Origin of the sequence: Amycolatopsis sp., from assembly GCF_025464955.1 — a bacterium.
GTDB lineage: Bacteria > Actinomycetota > Actinomycetes > Mycobacteriales > Pseudonocardiaceae > Amycolatopsis.
Window position 1 is genome coordinate 80,241 of sequence record NZ_JAODNM010000030.1, and the last position, 16,462, is coordinate 96,702.

The 16,462-nt window shown below is 67.4% G+C and carries 17 protein-coding genes and 1 tRNA gene; 11 read left to right on the forward strand and 7 right to left on the reverse strand.

Going from position 1 to position 16,462, the window contains the following annotated elements; all coding sequences use genetic code 11:
- Positions 1-11: 11 nt before the first annotated feature.
- The 3 genes from JWQ81_RS05140 to JWQ81_RS05150 all read left to right on the forward strand — a co-directional run bounded on the left by JWQ81_RS05140 (position 12) and on the right by JWQ81_RS05150 (position 2,025).
- The gene (locus JWQ81_RS05140) at positions 12-836 is read left to right on the forward strand and encodes an inositol monophosphatase family protein (protein ID WP_297538041.1); all 825 of its coding nucleotides are present in this window, start codon (positions 12-14) and stop codon (positions 834-836) included.
- Between the two features lie 251 nt (positions 837-1,087).
- The gene (locus tag JWQ81_RS05145; RefSeq protein WP_297538043.1) at positions 1,088-1,678 is read left to right on the forward strand and encodes a hypothetical protein; all 591 of its coding nucleotides are present in this window, start codon (positions 1,088-1,090) and stop codon (positions 1,676-1,678) included.
- 8 nt (positions 1,679-1,686) lie between these two features.
- The gene (locus JWQ81_RS05150) at positions 1,687-2,025 is read left to right on the forward strand and encodes a hypothetical protein (RefSeq protein ID WP_297538045.1); all 339 of its coding nucleotides are present in this window, start codon (positions 1,687-1,689) and stop codon (positions 2,023-2,025) included.
- A 915-nt stretch (positions 2,026-2,940) separates the two neighbouring features.
- On the opposite strand, the gene JWQ81_RS05155 is transcribed toward JWQ81_RS05150, so the two are convergent.
- Entirely contained in the window at positions 2,941-3,714 is a 774-nt protein-coding gene (locus JWQ81_RS05155) for a hypothetical protein (RefSeq protein WP_297538047.1), read from the reverse strand.
- Positions 3,715-3,764: 50 nt separating this feature from the next.
- Between JWQ81_RS05155 and JWQ81_RS05160 the strand changes: the two genes are divergently transcribed.
- Positions 3,765-4,793, forward strand: coding sequence for a hypothetical protein (locus JWQ81_RS05160; protein WP_297538049.1), 1,029 nt, complete (start codon positions 3,765-3,767; stop codon positions 4,791-4,793).
- A 48-nt stretch (positions 4,794-4,841) separates the two neighbouring features.
- Here JWQ81_RS05160 and JWQ81_RS05165 read toward each other — a convergent pair whose 3' ends face one another.
- The 4 genes from JWQ81_RS05165 to JWQ81_RS05180 all read right to left on the reverse strand — a co-directional run bounded on the left by JWQ81_RS05165 (position 4,842) and on the right by JWQ81_RS05180 (position 6,825).
- Positions 4,842-4,997, reverse strand: coding sequence for a hypothetical protein (locus JWQ81_RS05165; RefSeq protein WP_297538051.1), 156 nt, complete (start codon positions 4,995-4,997; stop codon positions 4,842-4,844).
- Positions 4,998-5,126: 129 nt separating this feature from the next.
- Entirely contained in the window at positions 5,127-6,164 is a 1,038-nt protein-coding gene (locus tag JWQ81_RS05170; protein WP_297538052.1) for a site-specific integrase, read from the reverse strand.
- A complete protein-coding gene (locus JWQ81_RS05175) occupies positions 6,161-6,631 on the reverse strand; it encodes an AbrB/MazE/SpoVT family DNA-binding domain-containing protein (protein ID WP_297538054.1) in 471 nt (156 codons plus the stop codon). The genes JWQ81_RS05170 and JWQ81_RS05175 overlap by 4 nt, the downstream gene beginning before the upstream one ends.
- 111 nt (positions 6,632-6,742) lie before the next feature.
- Positions 6,743-6,825 (reverse strand) — tRNA-Leu (locus JWQ81_RS05180).
- Positions 6,826-7,621: 796 nt separating this feature from the next.
- On the opposite strand from JWQ81_RS05180, the gene JWQ81_RS44795 reads away from it, so the two are divergent.
- From JWQ81_RS44795 to JWQ81_RS05190, 3 genes are all read left to right on the forward strand, one after another.
- Positions 7,622-7,762 carry a diguanylate cyclase gene (locus tag JWQ81_RS44795; protein ID WP_366942262.1) on the forward strand — a complete coding sequence of 47 codons (141 nt, stop codon included), beginning with the start codon at positions 7,622-7,624 and terminating at the stop codon, positions 7,760-7,762.
- Entirely contained in the window at positions 7,713-8,069 is a 357-nt protein-coding gene (locus tag JWQ81_RS05185; RefSeq protein WP_297538056.1) for a GGDEF domain-containing protein, read from the forward strand. The genes JWQ81_RS44795 and JWQ81_RS05185 overlap by 50 nt, the downstream gene beginning before the upstream one ends.
- Positions 8,070-8,215: 146 nt before the next feature.
- The gene (locus JWQ81_RS05190) at positions 8,216-10,291 is read left to right on the forward strand and encodes a putative Ig domain-containing protein (RefSeq protein ID WP_297538058.1); all 2,076 of its coding nucleotides are present in this window, start codon (positions 8,216-8,218) and stop codon (positions 10,289-10,291) included.
- Positions 10,292-10,441: 150 nt separating this feature from the next.
- Here JWQ81_RS05190 and JWQ81_RS05195 read toward each other — a convergent pair whose 3' ends face one another.
- Entirely contained in the window at positions 10,442-12,910 is a 2,469-nt protein-coding gene (locus JWQ81_RS05195; RefSeq protein ID WP_297538060.1) for a glycoside hydrolase family 2 TIM barrel-domain containing protein, read from the reverse strand.
- 204 nt (positions 12,911-13,114) lie between these two features.
- Here JWQ81_RS05195 and JWQ81_RS05200 point away from each other — a divergent pair, with 204 nt between their 5' ends.
- The 4 genes from JWQ81_RS05200 to JWQ81_RS05215 are packed head-to-tail and all read left to right on the forward strand — an operon-like array spanning position 13,115 to position 16,057.
- Positions 13,115-13,789: a response regulator transcription factor gene (locus JWQ81_RS05200; protein WP_297538063.1), complete on the forward strand. Its 675-nt coding sequence runs from the start codon at positions 13,115-13,117 to the stop codon at positions 13,787-13,789.
- The gene (locus tag JWQ81_RS05205; protein ID WP_297538065.1) at positions 13,786-15,051 is read left to right on the forward strand and encodes a HAMP domain-containing sensor histidine kinase; all 1,266 of its coding nucleotides are present in this window, start codon (positions 13,786-13,788) and stop codon (positions 15,049-15,051) included. The genes JWQ81_RS05200 and JWQ81_RS05205 overlap by 4 nt, the downstream gene beginning before the upstream one ends.
- 13 nt (positions 15,052-15,064) lie before the next feature.
- Complete coding sequence (locus tag JWQ81_RS05210) at positions 15,065-15,226, forward strand: hypothetical protein (RefSeq protein ID WP_297538068.1); 162 nt, start codon at positions 15,065-15,067, stop codon at positions 15,224-15,226.
- 45 nt (positions 15,227-15,271) lie between these two features.
- Positions 15,272-16,057 (forward strand): hypothetical protein, encoded by a 786-nt coding sequence (locus JWQ81_RS05215; RefSeq protein WP_297538070.1) that lies wholly within the window; start codon positions 15,272-15,274, stop codon positions 16,055-16,057.
- Here the strand turns inward: JWQ81_RS05215 and JWQ81_RS05220 are convergent.
- Positions 16,042-16,434, reverse strand: a complete 393-nt coding sequence (locus JWQ81_RS05220) for a DUF1707 domain-containing protein (RefSeq protein ID WP_297538072.1) — start codon at positions 16,432-16,434, stop codon at positions 16,042-16,044. The genes JWQ81_RS05215 and JWQ81_RS05220 overlap by 16 nt on opposite strands.
- Positions 16,435-16,462 lie beyond the last annotated feature (28 nt).

The following is a 16,462-nucleotide window of genomic DNA, read 5'->3' on the forward strand; positions in this document are numbered from 1 at the left end:
CAGAAGCCTCGATGCCCATACCCGATCTCGATCACGCCCTGTCCGCTGCGACGCGCGCGGTCGACCTGGCGGTGCAGCACGTCCTGAACCATCAGCCGACCCACGTCGCCACCAAGGGCGACCGCGACCTGGTGACCAACATTGACCTTGCCGTCGAACACCTCATCCGCGGCCTGCTGCACGACTGGGATCCCACAGTCGGGTTCCTCGGTGAGGAACACGGCGCCTTCGGCGACGAGAACACCTACTGGGTGCTCGACCCGATCGACGGCACCATTACTTTCGCCCACGGCGGCCCGCTGTGCGCGATCGCCCTCGGGTTGGTCCACGACCACCAGCCCGTCCTCGGCATCACCGCCTTGCCGTTCCTGCGACACCGCTACTGGGCAGTCACAGGCGAAGGTGCCTACCGCGACGGCGACCTGATCACCGTCTCGACCACCGGCACGCTGGACGAGGCGCTCATCGGGCTGTGCGACTACGGCAGCGGCCCCGACGCCGCCACCCGCGACCGCCTGTGCACCGACCTGGACCGCCGACTCACCGGCCGCGCCCAAGGAGTCCGACGACTCGGCAGCACCGCGCTGGACCTGGTCTGGCTCGCCGAGGGCACCCTCGATGCCGCCATCCTGTTCGGCAACCGAACCTGGGACAACGCCTCCGGCGCGATCATCGCCCGCGAAGCCGGAGCCCTCGTCCTCGACGCCGACGGCAGTCCGCACACCACCCGCTCACGCTGCACCCTGGCCACCACCCCAGCCCTCGCCGACACGCTCCTGCCGATGATGGACATCGCCCGTGACACGCCCTACTGGCCCCAACCGGCCACGCCATGACCGCTGCGTCTCGCACAGACCCGAGTGCCGCTGGGGAAGTCGCGCCGACCACCGCGGTTCACCTCAGCAGACCAACCGATCACCCGCGCCGGAAAGGAGCGGCCACAGTGACCAGTGAATCAGCAGACTGTTGGCACCCGACCGAGTGCGGTAATCCTGCCTGGCAGTCGGCGAGCCGATCGAATGGACCAATCGCGGCGGCACAACGTCCTGACGACCTGATCCAATCCAGCGACGAAGAACTCCGGGACTTGATCAGTGAAAACCTCAATCCCGACCGCGCTGCCCCTGGGCTATGGGCGATCCTGACCAGGCCGCCGCTGGCCAGTCGCGTGCGGGGCATCCTGATCGCGATGCAGATGGGAGCTGAGAAAGACATCCGGGCGCGCCGGTGGCGTCGTGACGAACGGCGCTCCCGCCTCGGGGTCGACCAGTCATCCGACTACGAGCAGGACTATTGCCAGTGGCACGCTCGCGCCGTCGCCTTCCGGCGCATGGTCCAGGATCGGATCACGCAAACACGAGCAGGCGCGTCGGAGGACAACCTCAACAAGGCCGAACTTCTTCAGTGGCAACACAATTCTGTACGGAAGCTGGTCGAAGCCATCGACCGCCACCGCTGCGCGCTCGGCGCAGACGTCCATCCCGAACCAGCGGACCAGACACTGTGGAAGATCCTGGACGACGTCACCGTGCCCGTCGGCCCGAACCAACTTCCAGTGTCCGTTCGCGACATGGTCGACTCGTACTGGACGCCCGACGCGGACCACGAGCGCGGGATAGTTCCAGGGCTCGACTCACTGTTGCCCTCACCCACACGTCCTTACCCAGCAACGGGATAGCTCTACCGATGGGGGTCGTGTGGTGGACCGTTACGGCGACGCTCGGATCCGTCGCTGTTGTCCTGCTGATGTTTCTCGGCGTCGTCCAGACGCGCGTGTGGCGGTCTGAACGACAGGAGTACCTGCCCCAGTCAGACCTGTCACCCGCACAAGTTCTGTGGGCCAACGAGAAACGCCTCAGCGAAGACCCGGAAGCAACGCTGATCATCCCTTTCGGCGATCCCGACTACGTCAAGCCCGTGGACTGGCCGGCGCTGCGCGCCCAAGGCAAACCTTGGCCTTTCCGTACTGGCGCTGCTCCGGCCACGCCACCTTCGCCAGACAATCCCGGACACGCCGCCTTCTGACACGACTACATGTCCAACCAGGCGGAACACGACGAACACGCAGGCCAGCAGCACCGCCGCAGCATCCCCGCCTCATAGTCGCCGCATTGACGCTCTGGATGGCCGCACGGGCGGACGTTTCACTGACACCCCAACCACATGATCTACACGCCTCGCCCGCGTGAGCAGCCACAACACTATGGAGAGCGTTACCGCGGACATGGCCTATCCACAACGAAACTCATACACGCTACTGGGCGCCCGGCTAGGGCATCGGTGATCACGTCGTGGCCACTGGCGCCACGGATGGAGGGCGAACGCGGCGCGACCATGCCACCGGAGAACAGCTCGTTCGCGAGCCTCCGCCGGGATACTCCGGGCGGCACCGCCGCGTTCCCGGCGATGACACACTGACCATGCCGGACGGGTTTTGGTTCCGGCCGCATAACGTCGACACCCCGACGGCTACCCAGTACCTCCCGCGCATCGGCACACTCGATGAGATACCGCTCAACCCGCCAGACAAGCACCACGTCAATCCCAAACGGGAACAAGCGGCAGCCGTGCGGGCACTACGCCAACGCACACCGCTAGATCAGACACTCTTCGAACGAATCCTGGATGGGCTGCGACGGCTGTGAGCACCCACACCGGCGACATCACCGCGACGCCGGGGTTCACCTGCACCTTGGCAGCGGTGTCCGCGGGTGGGCGACATCGGGAACGCGGTTCACCTCGTCCTCGACGGCGGAGAAATCCCGATCGCCGATCTCGCGGTCGTCGGTGTCGGGACGTTGCCCCGGACCGACTGGCTGCGCGGCTCCGGCCTGGACATCACCGACTGGTCCTGTGCACCCCCCACCCACATCGCGCGCGCCGATGGCAGAGGGATCGACGGCATCGTCGCCGCCGGAACCGGCCGCAGGCCGGTTCCGGTCAGACTGGGGGAAGCGTGCGCCCACCTGCTCGATACGGAGCGGCCAGCAACGCCTCGGACTCCGTCGGGAGTTGGCCGGCGAACGCTTGGACAGCGGCGTACCCCCACAGGGCGTGGATGAGTTCTGGGTAGGTTGGGGACTGGTCCATCGCAGTCTCGGCGCTGGCCACGGCCTCCCAATACAAACACTTGCCCCGGTAAGGAAAGCCTAGCTTCAGGGTGGCCTGGTAAACGGTGTCTGCAGCCGAGTCCCAGTCCTTGGTGCTGATCGAGCGGCGGGTGCGAACCATCCGGGTCAGGCAGGACCGCGGAAACCGGCACACTGAGGACAGGGACGCCAGCGCGGTCTGGGTGTGGGGTCCGTACAGCGTGGTCGGGGTGAATCGAGACGGCAGGCAAGCCCGGCGCCACGGGGCGGACAGCAGCTCGTAGTCGGCGGACGGGGTGTGGTCGCCGGCCAGGATCGCCAGGGCCGCGTCATACACCGGAAGCAGCCCCGCCACATAGATACCGACCTTGTCATCGTCCACCAGGCAATACGGGTGATCGAGGATGTCGGCGGGGTCAGCGGTCAGGGACGGGTGGGGAAGTCCGAAGGTGTCGGCCCACCGCATCCAGCGGGACGCAATGCGACCGTGGGCGAACTCCAGGTCGGCGATGACGCGACGGCGAGCCCGCTGCCGAGGTAGGTCGTCTACCCACGTTTCGGCCGAGCGCGCCAGCTGCTCGAAGGTCAACGAGGCGATCGTCGCCTCCAACTGCAACCACTCCATGCCCCGCGGATGAGACTGGAACTGTCGGTGGTGATCTGTACCCTCACTCCATGACGAACGAGCAGGTCGCGGTGGGTGCGCAGGGGGTGCGCCTCGATCCGTACTGCTCGCTTACGCCCCGCTTGGTCGGCATCACGGACGCCAACGCCCTGCTCAGCAGCGTCGAGAATGACTGCCGGAAGGACTTCAGGTCGCGACTGCTCCGGATGACTGATTTCGGAACAGCGGTCCTCTACGCGCCCGACCACGTGTATGACGAGGTGTACCGGCATCTACCGAAGATCGCCAAGTCGAGCCCGGTCCCGCTGAGCGTCCTGCGCGCTCACTTCGAGGAGTACTACCTGCCTATCCTGCGGTTCGTCACGGTATCGGACGCGGACGATCCTGACCCTCAGGTGCTCGCCATCACCGATCCGGATGACGTGCCTACCGGACGCCTGGCCAAGCTGATCGCCCCGTGCGTGGTGTTCTCCGAAGACAAACACCTGCGCAAGCCGGGGTTCGCCCCACCAGACTGGCGGAAGGCAGCAGCGTCAGCGGTCGATCTCGCCGATGGAGTCAGGAAAGGGAACGTCGCCGGCAACTTGGTGATCTCACCGGGATGGGCGCTGACCGCCCTCGTCAGGTTCGTTGGCCGGCAGCTCGGCGTGTCACCTTGGCTGGTCGGGGGCCTGGTTGCGGCCGGCGCAACGCTCTTGGTGGCCAACGTCGACCGGCGGACCCGGCTCGGGCAGGTGTTCGAGCAGTACGGCGTCCCGGTCCTGGTGTCCTTGTTGACTGAGATCGAGGGCGCGAGACTAAAAGAGCAGGCGGGGATCGCTGAGCTGCGGGAGGTCATGCTGGCCGTGCCCAGCGAGCCGTCCGTGAAGCAGCAGGTCGTGATCGTGCTGGCCCGGCAGTCCGAGCCGCTGCTTGCAGCAGAGGTCCAAGCACTCATCGCAAACTACTTCGCCGCCGACATCGTGCCGACTGTTGCCGACGTCCGGGCTGTGCTGCGCGGCAACTCCGAGTTCGTTCAGTGTCAGCGCTACCGGTGGGAGTTGGGGAGGTATGCGGCGCCACTACGCGGAGAAATCTGAGCGCAGCGCGGTCGTTGTGGAGGCTGGACGGCGGCAAACGTCGATTACTCACGCGACCCGCGCTCGCGAATTGAGTTGCGCACCTGAGACATCGGTCAGCCTGACATCAAGCCGTGCCCGCATCACCAACCAGTCGGCAAGGTCAGTATCGGTTTGGTCAAGTCCAAGCAGCGCAAAGAAGTTGGTAACTTCCGGTCGCGTCATCGGCGGGACTCTCCGATATACCGGTCGGCCAGTCAGAGAATGCGGTTCCTCCCCCGACGCAGGGGGGAGGAGCCAGAGCAAGCGTTCGATCACGCCTTCGCGGCCAGGACGGCACAGTCGGTGTTCGAGCTAGCTGAGCGGGTGCGGTTCTCCGGTGAGTGCGGCCAGCGCGGCGGCGACTTCTTCGACGGTGGCCCGAATGTAGGTCGTGGTGGTTCCGGCATCGCCGCCGTCGTCGGTGTGACCGGCGAACCCGTGGGCGACGGCGTAGCCGAAGTTGCGTTCCACCCAGGTGAGAGTGGTGTGACGGAGCCAATGGGTCGAGATCTGTTGCGTAGCTACCCAAGGAAGGTGTTTGCCGAGGCGTGTCCAGAGATGGTCGTAGCGGCGGCTCGTGATCGGTCGGCCGTTGACATAGCGCAACAGCTGTCCGGCTCGAGGTGCGCGCCGGTCGGTGGCGTGTTGCTGAAGGTGCGTCATGAGGGTCGGTGACACGGGTTGCCAGCGGACTGTCTCGCCCTTCTCCCGTAGGAAGATCAAGCATTGGGCCGGATCGAGATCCTGGGGTCGGAGGGCGAGTGCGCCGCCTCGACGGCACGCGGTCTCGGTGTGCAGCCGCAGTATCAGGCTGTCGAGGGCGGGGTCGTTGCCGGTGGTAGCGGCGACGTGGTTGATCTCATTGAGCCGGGTGTCGGCGACGGCGCGTCGGGTGGACGGGAGGCGTCGGGGTTTGGCGACCTTTCTGGCCGGGTTGTCGGCCGCGTTGATCAGGTTGTCGTCTTCGGCGTGGCGGTAGACGCAGCGCAGGGCCGCAATCAGATGCTCGCCCGCACTGCGTCCACCGCGTGCGTTGCGGCGGGCGACGACGTTGACCTTCACATGCTCGACCAGTTGCTTGATCTGTGAGGGGGTGGGTTCGTCGAGGTGACGGTCGCCCCAATGGTCGAGGATGCGGTTCCAGTAGGAGCCGTAGACCCGGCGGGTCCCGTCGGTGACGGCAGCGGAGACGATGGGGATGTATTCGGCGAACGTCGGCACCGGCGGCCGAGCGGTCGGGCTGGCCAGGAGGTCTTCGGCCGACAGCCCCATCCGGGACAACAGCAGGCGAGCGGCATCCAGATCGGCCGACGTCGCGGTCGGCGCTCTGGGAACGGCGTGTGTCGTCATGCGGAATCACCGCCAAGAAGTCCGGCGTGCCGTTGGGCGAGTATGTCATCGAGCGCAGCGGGCGGGTGCACGATCAGTAGGCCCCGGTCTGGGTCTGCGGCCAGGAGCACCCGGTCGCCAGGGACGAGACAGCAGCGGTGTCGAACGGGTGCGGGCAGCCGGAGATGGCCTTGTTTGGTCACGCTGAACACGCCACGCGGATCCGCGTGGATGAGGAGGAGCCCGTGGGTTTCGCGGATGTCCAGTCGGGTGCCGGGTTGCCAGCCGAGCGCGTGCACGATGGCGTGGTCGGCGATGCGGCCCCGGCGGTCCACGGCGGCCAGTCCGTATACGGCGGTGTTGGTGCGGGGTGTCGGGACCGACGGAAGTGGGAGGGTGCGCAGGGTTGCCGGGAGCCCGGTCGCGTGTCCGTCGCGCTGCAGGGGTGTTGCCGGGATAACCACCGGCTTGATCACGGAGCCGGTCACGACAAACACCCCCACCGGCAGCGATGGGGGTGCGACGAACACCGTGAACTAGCGTGTTGGAGTGCCTGTGAGCACTGGTACGTTATGTGTCGCAGATATGCGACGAATATGTGTCCGAGGGGGGACTTGAACCCCCACGTCCGTTAGGACACTAGCACCTCAAGCTAGCGCGTCTGCCATTCCGCCACTCGGACTTGATGGAAGAAGACTATACGGCGGTTCAGCATGTTGTTCACCCGGGGTCTGTTCCTCAGGGTGTCGGGCTAGTGGGATGATCTTCGGTTTTTGGTTACGCGGTGTTGCTGGGCCGCTCGGTCCTGGCGGTCAGCGGACTGTGTTCGGTGCAGGGGCTGCTCAGGGTATCCGCTGTTGGTGGCTGCGCGAGCTGAAGGTCACTCACGGTCACCGTGCAAGCGTTCAGCGGTGTCGATTCGTGCTGGATTCCGCCCGCAAGGGAGGGCGATACTGGTCGGGAGTCACGAAGAGGAACTGAGCGCATACGAGTGGTACGCAGCCTGGGGGCGGGCTGATGGCTGGAAGACCGGTTCTGGTCCGGCCTGGTGACTGGGCGTTGTGGACGGCGCCATGTGGGGTTCTCCCGTACTACGTCGGGGTCGAGCTTGCAGCCGTGGCGCTGACGTCGGTCTGGATCGGCGGTGGCGCCCTGAGCTTCCGCCGTTGCTCGCCGCGCTTCTTACGGCCCTCATCTATCGGCATCTCGGCTTGCGGGTGTCCCGATCGATCACGAGCTGGCCGGCCTGGCGGGTCCTGTCCAGCGGGGCGACCAGGGTGCTCGCGTGTCTCGTCGCGGGTCCGCCGTGCCTTGGCGGGGTTCATGGCCGCACTGCTCGTCGGCTACCCCGGTGCTGCTGCCCGTCGTCGTGCTGCATCGCAGTGTGCTGATGCGGCAGCTGCAGGAGTTGGCCACTCAGGACGCTAAGACCGGGCTCCTCACCAACCTTGAATGGCGCAATCGCGCCGCCGGGCTAGATTGCCCGCGCCGAGAGCAGACACGACGCGTTCGCGGTCCTGATCGCCGACCTCGACAACTTCAAGCGCGTCAACGACACCCACGGACATCTTGCAGGGGACGCGGTTCTGCGGTCGGTGGCGGACGCGATCCGGGCTTGAACTCCGCGCGTACGACTCGTTCGGCCGGACCGGCGGTGAGGAGTTCGTCCTCCTGTTGCCGGAGGTGTCCGAAGCGGGAGCGCGAGCCGTCGCCGAGCGCATCCGCCGCGGCATCGCCCGTCTCGAAGTCATCGTCACGTTCGACGAGCAGGTGACGGAGATCGACGGGCTGTCGGTGTCGATCGGGGCCGCGGCGTACCCCGGCGCCGGGACCGCTGTCGACCGCGTCCTCCACGCCGCGGACACGGCGATGTACCGGGCGAAGGCCAACGGGCGCAACCAGGTCGTCACTGCTACCGCCGCCTGAGCCTTCCTCGATAGGCCGAATGCGCGCCGCAAGCGTCGTATTCCCGTGGCCGCAAGAAAACAGTACTCATGGCGGGTTGTTGGGCAGTCGGACAAAGGGGACGCTGTCCCTGGCTCCGAGGCGCGGGGCCCGAGAAGGGAAACCCCATGAGAACGAGGGTACTTTCTGCTGCGCTCATACTGGCGCTCAGCGGGTTGGGAGTAGCTGTCGTCACCCCGCAGGCGCAGGCCGCGGCCTGCGGTGACCAGCTCGTCGGCAACGGCAACTTCGAAAGCGGCACCACCCCGTGGACGCAGACGAGCGGCGTCATCTCCGCCGCCACCGCGGCCGAGCCCGCGCACGGAGGCACGCAGGTCGCCTGGTTGGACGGCTACGGCAGCACGCACACCGACACCCTTTCCCAGACGGTGACTTTGCCCGCCGGCTGCACGTCGGCGTCGCTGAGTTACTGGTCGCACATCGACACCAAGGAGACGGGCAGCGCCAAGTACGACACGTTGGTGGTGCAGGCCGGATCCGACACCTTGGCGAGTTACTCCAACCTCGACAAGAACACCGGGTACGTCCAGCGGACTTTCGACATGTCGCGCTACCTCGGGCAGACCGTCACGCTGAAGGTCACCGGCACCGAGGACTCGAGCCTGGCGACCAACTTCCTGCTTGACGACTTCTCGCTGACGACCGGGGCGGGCAACCCACAGACCCCCGTCGTCACGTCGCCGGGCAACCAGTCGAGCGCCGTCGGCCAGGCGGTTTCCCTGCAGGTTCAGGCGAGTGACCCGCAGGGCGACGCGCTGACCTACGCCGCGACCGGCCTTCCCTCGGGGCTGGCCATCGACGCTGCTACCGGGAAGATCACCGGCACGCCCACCGCGGCCGGCACTTCGTCGGTGACCGTCACGGCCAAAGACGCCGCCGGCAACACCGGGAGTGCCACCTTCAGCTGGACCATCGGGACCGCGCCGTCCGACACGACCCGCACCCCGGTCAACCCCGCGTACACGGTGAGCTTGACGTCGAACACGGCGGGCGACACCTGGACGGGCCACGAATCGGTCAGCTTCACCAACGGCTCGCCGTCCGCACTGCCCGAGGTCTACCTGCGGCTATGGGACAACTACCACGGCAGCTGCCCGTCGACGCCGATCACGGTCACGAATGTCACCGGCGGCACCACCTCGCCGCTCAGCGTCAACTGCACCGCGCTGAAGATCACCTTGCCCAGCCCACTGGCGCAGAACCAGTCCGCCACCATCGGCTTCGACCTGGGCATCGTCGTCCCCAGCGGCGCCGACCGCTTCGGCCACGACGGGGCGTTCAACATGATCGGCAACGCACTGCCGATCCTCGCGGTGCGTGATGGCGCCGGGTGGCACCTGGACCCCTACACCAACAATGGTGAAGCGTTCTACTCGCTGATCAGCGACTTCGACGTGACGCTCGTGCACCCGACGAGCCTGCTGACACCGGCCACCGGCACGTCGACCGAGACCACCAGCGGCAGCACGACCACGACACACGCCACTGCCGCCAAGGTGCGCGACTTCGCTTGGGGCGCCGGACCGTTCACGAAGATCACGACGACTTCGGGCAAGGGTGTCCGGGTGAACGTGTACTCCGTCAGCGGGATCTCCACCAGCAGCGCCAACTCGATGCTCACCCTGGCCGCGGACTCCATCGACGTCCACGCCGGGCGGTTCGGCACCTACCCTTACGGTGAGGTGGACGTCGTACTGGACAACAACTTCTGGTTCGGCGGCATGGAGTATCCGGGCTTCGTGATGGACCTCGTGTCCACCACCGCGCTTCCGCACGAGCTGGCCCACCAGTGGTGGTACGGCATCGTCGGCGACGACGAGTACACCTCGCCGTGGCTGGACGAAAGCTTCACCGACTACGCCACGGACCTCTACCGCGGTGTCACCGGCAGCGGTTGCGGGATCACCTGGGCGTCCAGCGCGGAGAAGCTGACCAACTCGATGGCCTACTGGGACGCGCATTCGGACCGGTATTCCACCGTGGTCTACGGCTACGGCAAGTGCATGCTGCACGACCTGCAGCGGCTCCTCGGCGACACCGCGATGGCGAACCTGCTCAAGACGTACGCCCAGTCGCACTGGTACGGCGTGTCGACCGCGGCCGAGTTCAAGGCCGCGGCGCAGGCCGCTGCCGGTTCCACCGACCTGACGTCCTTCTGGACCTCACACCGCGTGGAGGGCTGACAGCCCGGGCGACCGGGTCGGCGGTGACGCCGGCTCGGTCGCCCGCGCGTCAAGGCAAGAGCAATGTGGAACAGCAACTCGCCGTCGAGTTGCGAAAAGGACATGACGCGCGACGAGGTCAACACCGGTGGGCGGGTTTGACGGCGTGAACTAGCGGAGCGCGGCGGGGGAGGAGGTCGTCGTGATCTCGGCGGACGCGGTGCCGAGCGTGGGGTGCAGGGCGTAGAGCGTGACCGAACCCGGTGTGTCCCGAACCGAGCGGACCCACACCGCGCCCGCGCCGCCGAGCGCGGCGAAGTCGAGTTGCCAATCGCCGATCAGGGTGCCCGGCCCGTCGACGCCGACAGACAGGGCGCCGTCCACGTAGGGCCGCGGTGCGCCGTAGCGGTCGAGGGCGCGCAGCGCGACGCGGGTGGTGTCCTGGCCGTCCGCTGTCAGCACGGTGTCGTCCGCGACAACCGAGAGCACGTCGTAAGCCGGGTCCGGGCTGAACTTGCGCTGCAGCACGGGTTTGCCGTTGACCTGGCCCTCGATGGACAGCTCGGGTTGCCGGCCGGCGGGCACGAGCAGATCGACCAGGAACGGTGGATGGTCGAGGTGCGGGAAGGTCGCACGGTCCGGCAGGACGGTGACCGGGCGTTGGCCCGCGATGGTCACGATCAGCTTGTCGCAGTTGGACCAGATCACCGAACCCCGGCCAGGCCCGGTGGGCGGCGAGGACGGGCCGAAGTCCCAGTAGAACGCCGGTTCGATCACCGCGCCGGCCGCCGGATCCCGCTGTGCGCGGTAGAAACCCGCGCCCAGTTTGGGATTCCGGAAGAAGTCCATCACGCCGGGGTACTTGACGCCTTTGACCGCGTGGTACCAGCCCGACGGGTAGTCGAACCCGCACCAGGCCAGCAGTCCGCAGTAGCCCGGATTCGCCGCCACGCGTTCGTGGACCCACGCGTGCAGCACGCCCTGTTGCTGCTGCACCGACACCGGATCGGTGCGCCGGAAGTGCGGCGGACCGACGAGCGTGCCGATCGACTCGCTGACCAGGTACGGCACGCCCGAGCGCGGTGGACGCAGCGTCGGCGGCGTGTTCGGGTTCAGCGGCCTGCTGTAGTCGTTGAAGGAGAACACGCCGGCCCCGGCCCGGACCGGGGACAGCGAGGATCGGTACCCCCGGTCGCCCGCCACCGCGCCCGTGCACGGCCGTGTCGGATCGAGGCTCGCGGCGAGGCGGTCCGTGCGGTCGTAGAGCTTGGCCTGGCCGAGCGTCTCGTTGACCCGCGTGCCCCAGACGATGATCGACGGGTGGTTGCGGTCGCGGACGACCATGTCGTGCACGTCCTGCAGCGCCTGCGCCTGCCATGCGTCGTCGCCGACGTAATCCCAGCCGGGCAGTTCTTCCCAGACCAGCAGCCCCAGCTCGTCGCAGGCGTCGAGGAACGCGGTGGACTGCGGGTAGTGCGAGCAGCGCACCATGTTGCAGCTCAGCTCGGACTTCAGGAGGTGCGCGTCCTGCCGCTGCACGCGGTCCGGCATCGCGCCGCCGACGTAGGGGTACCACTGGTGCCGGTTGAGGCCGAACAGCTTCACTGGTTTCCCGTTCAGCGTGAACCCGTTGTCGCTGAACTGCGCGTCCCGCAGCCCGGTCCGCACGTGGTAAGTGTGGACGTCCTTGCCACTGAGCGACAGGGTGACGTCGATGTCGCACATCGCCGGGTCGTCGAGGTCCCACAGGCGCACCGCGGCCAGTTCGTCGAGCGTGACCGTCACGGTGGTCTGGCCCTTGGGCAGCTCGACGAGGTCGACGGACGCGGTGGCCAGCACCGGACCGCCTTGACGCAGTGTCGCGGTCAGCTTGCCCGGAGCCGTGACGGCCTTCGCGGCGTCGATGACGCACTGCAGAGACACCGTGCGGGCGTCGGTGAGTACGTCGGCCTGCTGCGCGAACACGTCGAAGAGGTAGGTCTTCGGCGTACCGATCAGGTGAACCGGGCGGTACAGCCCGGCAGGCTGGTAGAAGTCGATCGCACTGGGGTACGGGAAACGCGGCAAGTTGGGCGGCACGTCCTGGTTCCACCGGCCGTCGACGGCGATCGCGAGGACGTTGTTCAACGGCTTCAGCAGCGCTGTCACCTCGCTGGTCAACGGGAGGTAGCCGCCGACGTGCTCGCTGACCGGCCGTCCGTTCAGGAACACCGTCGCCGTGCTGAGCGCGCCGTCCAGCCGGACGAACGCCCGTCCGGCGCGCAGCGAGTCCGGCACGTCGAAGTGCTGCCGGTACACCCACACGCGTTCCCACGACGTCGGTTGCCAGGACTGCCACGACAACGGCGTGACGCAGTGGGGCACCGTGACCGGTTCGAGGTCGTGCTCATTGAACTCGGCATCGGTGCAGCCGGGCTGGTACGCGCCGAACAGCCATTCGTCGCCGAACTGGCCGACCTTGACCGGGGGAGTACCACCACCGAGGAACGCCGGAACCACCGCGGCGGACCCGGCCGCCACCGCGCCGAGCCCGATCAGGAACCGGCGCCGCGGATGGCCCTTGCCGCTCTGCCGCGATGCAGCGTTCTCCGGCGCAGCGGTCTCCCGGGCAGGTCCGTCGCCAGGTTCCACCCCCGTCATCGCACCATCCTGTGCCACCGCTGTGCCGCTGCTGTCGGCGGCATCCCCGCCGATATAACACCGTGTGCACGGCCTGTTCAACCTGCCTGCCCCGACAGCGTCGATCTCCGCTGACATATGGGGGATTATGGGGCCGGTTTCCGTAACTGGGGTGAAACCCGGGTGAACCGGGCGCACCCAATCCGGGCGGGTAAGAATGGGCTGGTGAGTTCCCCAGAAGATCCCCCGCGGCTGCTGTTGATCGAGGACGAGCCAAAACTGGTGGACATGCTGAGCACGTTGCTGGTCGACGAGGGCTACGAGGTCGACACCGCTACGGACGGTCAGCGCGGTCTCCACCTGGGCCTGACGCGCCGCTACGACGTCGTTGTCCTCGATCGCGGTCTGCCGGCGGTGGAGGGGCTCGACCTGCTGATCCGCTTGCGCAGCCGCGGTGTCACGGTGCCGACGCTCGTCTTGTCGGCGCTGGGGAACCCGGCCGACAGGGTCGCGGGGCTGGACGCGGGAGCCGAGGATTACCTGGCCAAGCCGTTCGACATCGACGAGCTGCTCGCCAGGTTGCGCGCGCTGCGGCGCCGGCACCTCGACACCGCCCGTGTCCTGCCGTTGCCGGGCGGAGCGCTGGACCTCGACACCCGGCAGGCGACGATGGGTTCCGAGGCCCCGGTTCGGCTCTCGGAGCGCGAATGCGCGTTGCTGGCGACATTGGCCGGGCGGCCTTCGCGGGTCTTCACTCGCACGGACCTTCAGGTGCTGGTGTTCGACGACGCCGGCCAGGACGTCATCGAGACCTACGTGCACTACCTGCGGCGCAAGCTCGGACGCGGAGTCGTGGATACGGTTCGGGGCCGCGGTTACCAGCTGGGACGCGGGAAATGAGCCGATCACGGGATGCGGCGATCCTGCGCCGGACCGCACTGCGCATCGGGATCCAGACCGGTGTGGCCGTCGCGATCACTGTGCTCGTGCTGTCCGGCGTGGCGATCCTGATCGTGCTGCAAACCCAGCACCAGGCGCAGAACGACCTCATCGACGCCGCCATCGCCCGCGCCGACGACGTCAACGACCCGCCCGCCGGGATCTGGCTGATCATGCGCAAGGCCGGCCTTGTGACAGCGAGCCCGGGGCTGCCCGCGGGCCTGCCGGACACCGCCCAGTTGGACCTGACCGCGGCCGACCACGGTGCCCACACCGTCGACCTGGTCCTGCGCCACCGTGAATTCCGCGTCCAGACCCAGCCGTACGGACCGGACGGGGTCATCCAGGCGGCGCTGGACCTCGACGCCGACCACGCGCAACGGTCGCGCCTGCTGGACGCGTTCACGCTGATCGGCGGCTTCGGGCTGGTCCTGTCGGCGGCGATCGGGGCGTGGCTGGCTCGCCGGGCGGTGGCCCCGATGGCCGACGCGCTGGCCCTGCAACGCCGATTCGTCGCTGACGCCGGCCACGAACTGCGGACGCCACTGACGTTGCTCAGTACCCGCGCGCAGCTGATCCGCCGGTCGCTGCGGCAGCGACCCGATCCGGTGACGCTCGAGTCCGATGTGGACAACCTGGTCCGGGACACCGGCCAGCTGGCGGGGATCCTGGACGACCTGCTGCTGTCGGTCGACCCCCGCGAATCCGTCGTCTCGGCGCGGGTGGACCTGGGCAGGCTGGCCGAACGGGTGGTCGAGACGGTGCGGCCCGCCGCCGAGGGACGTGACGTCTCCCTGAGCTTGTCCACGACCAGCGGCAACGTCGTGCTGGGGTCGGAAACCGGGCTGGGCCGTGCCTTGACGGCGTTGCTGGACAACGCCGTCCGACACGCTCGTGCCAGCGTCCGTGTGTCGGTCGACTCGGCAGGCGGGGCGGTGGTCGCGGAGGTCGCCGACGACGGGCCGGGCATCGACCCGGCCATCCTGCCGACGTTGTTCGCCCGGTTCGCCACGACACCGGCGGACGGTGCTCAGGGCGGTGCGCGGCGTTACGGACTCGGGTTGGCGCTGGTCAGCGAGATCGCCGCGCACCACGGCGGTTCCGTGGCGGCGGTGAAGACCGACGGCGAAGGCGCGACCTTCCGGCTGAAGGTGCCGAGCGCGGACGCGGCCAAGAAAACTCCCAGAATTCTCCGGAAGGCTCTGCGACGTAAAGATCGTTGAGCCGGGATCCCGAATGCCTGTTTTCCCCGGCCGACTGCCGCTGGACGCCGTGGCGGCGCTCACCGTCGTCCTCGGTATGGTTTCGGCTGTCAGGGTCGTGCGGATCGGCGACTCCGGCGCACGCGCGGCATGGGCCGAGAAGCAGTACACGGCTCCGCGACACCAGCACGGCTGAATTCCCGTCAACTCCCAGCTGAACCCCATGCGAACGGTGACCCCCTTGTCTCTGCCGATCGACAACCAACTCGCGGTACGCCCCGCGCTCAGCAAAGTCCCCCAGGTGACGGTCCTGTTCTGGGTCATCAAGGTGTTGACCACGGGAATGGGGGAGACGACGTCGGACTTCCTCGCCCACACCATCGACCCGATCGTCGCCGTCGGGCTGGCCGGTATCGCCCTGGCGGTGGCTTTTGTCCTGCAGTTCTCGGCAGGCCGTTATGTGGCTTGGCGGTACTGGCTGACCGTGGTCATGGTCAGTGTCTTCGGCACGATGGTCGCCGACGGTCTCCACGTGCAGCTGGGTGTTCCCTATGCCGTGTCCGCGTCGTTCTTCGTCGTGGTGCTGGCCGTCGTTCTGCTGTCCTGGTATTCGAGTGAGAAGACGCTGTCCATCCACAGTGTCCACACGCTCCGTCGCGAGATCTTCTACTGGGTGACCGTGATGACGACGTTCGCCCTCGGTACCGCGGTCGGCGACTTGACCGCGACCACCCTGCACCTCGGGTATTTCGGCTCAGGCGTGCTTTTCGCGGCCGTCATGCTGATTCCGGTCGTGGGCCACTGGAAGCTCCGCTGGAACGCCGTGTTCGCCTTCTGGTTCGCCTACATCGTCACCCGCCCGCTCGGTGCGTCCTTTGCGGACTGGCTCGGGGTGCCTGCGGCCAGGGGAGGAGCTGACGTCGGGACCGGCTTGGTGAGCCTGGTACTCGGGCTCGTCATCGTCGCATTGGTCGGCTATCTGACCGTCACCCGCTCGGACGAGACGGTTCGTCAGCCTGGTTGGTAGTGCTCGGGTCCGTCGCTGGTGATGCCGTGTACTGCCAGGATCACCAGCGAGGACAGGAAAAACAGAACCGCGAGCGCGATGACCATCCGTCGCCGGGTCATCAGTCCCGCCTGGCGCCCGAACAAAGCTGACACGTCGTCGACGAGTTGGCGGCGTACTCCGGTCATGACGCGACTCCAGCCGGCGGTGGTGGCCTCCGCCGGCGGCAGATCAGCGGTCAGGGCGTCCAGTTCGTGCCTGTACCTGGCGTCGTAGATGAGGGCGAGCCGCTCGTCGACCTCGGCGAGGGACAACCGCCCCTCGCCTGCGGCGATGTGGATCAGGGAACTCGTCCGCTCCCGTTCGGCGTCCGAACACCGGACGCCGGCGAGAGGCACCGGGGTTTCCCCGTCAGTGCCGTCAACA

Coding starts and splice junctions, on each gene's coding strand:
- JWQ81_RS05140 (WP_297538041.1), top strand. CDS start 12: ATGCCCATACCCGATCTCGATCACGCCCTGTCCGCTGCGACGCGCGCG.
- JWQ81_RS05150 (WP_297538045.1), top strand. CDS start 1,687: ATGGGGGTCGTGTGGTGGACCGTTACGGCGACGCTCGGATCCGTCGCT.
- JWQ81_RS05155 (WP_297538047.1), bottom strand. CDS start 3,714: ATGGAGTGGTTGCAGTTGGAGGCGACGATCGCCTCGTTGACCTTCGAG.
- JWQ81_RS05160 (WP_297538049.1), top strand. CDS start 3,765: ATGACGAACGAGCAGGTCGCGGTGGGTGCGCAGGGGGTGCGCCTCGAT.
- JWQ81_RS05165 (WP_297538051.1), bottom strand. CDS start 4,997: ATGACGCGACCGGAAGTTACCAACTTCTTTGCGCTGCTTGGACTTGAC.
- JWQ81_RS05170 (WP_297538052.1), bottom strand. CDS start 6,164: ATGACGACACACGCCGTTCCCAGAGCGCCGACCGCGACGTCGGCCGAT.
- JWQ81_RS05190 (WP_297538058.1), top strand. CDS start 8,216: ATGAGAACGAGGGTACTTTCTGCTGCGCTCATACTGGCGCTCAGCGGG.
- JWQ81_RS05195 (WP_297538060.1), bottom strand. CDS start 12,910: ATGACGGGGGTGGAACCTGGCGACGGACCTGCCCGGGAGACCGCTGCG.
- JWQ81_RS05205 (WP_297538065.1), top strand. CDS start 13,786: ATGAGCCGATCACGGGATGCGGCGATCCTGCGCCGGACCGCACTGCGC.
- JWQ81_RS05210 (WP_297538068.1), top strand. CDS start 15,065: ATGCCTGTTTTCCCCGGCCGACTGCCGCTGGACGCCGTGGCGGCGCTC.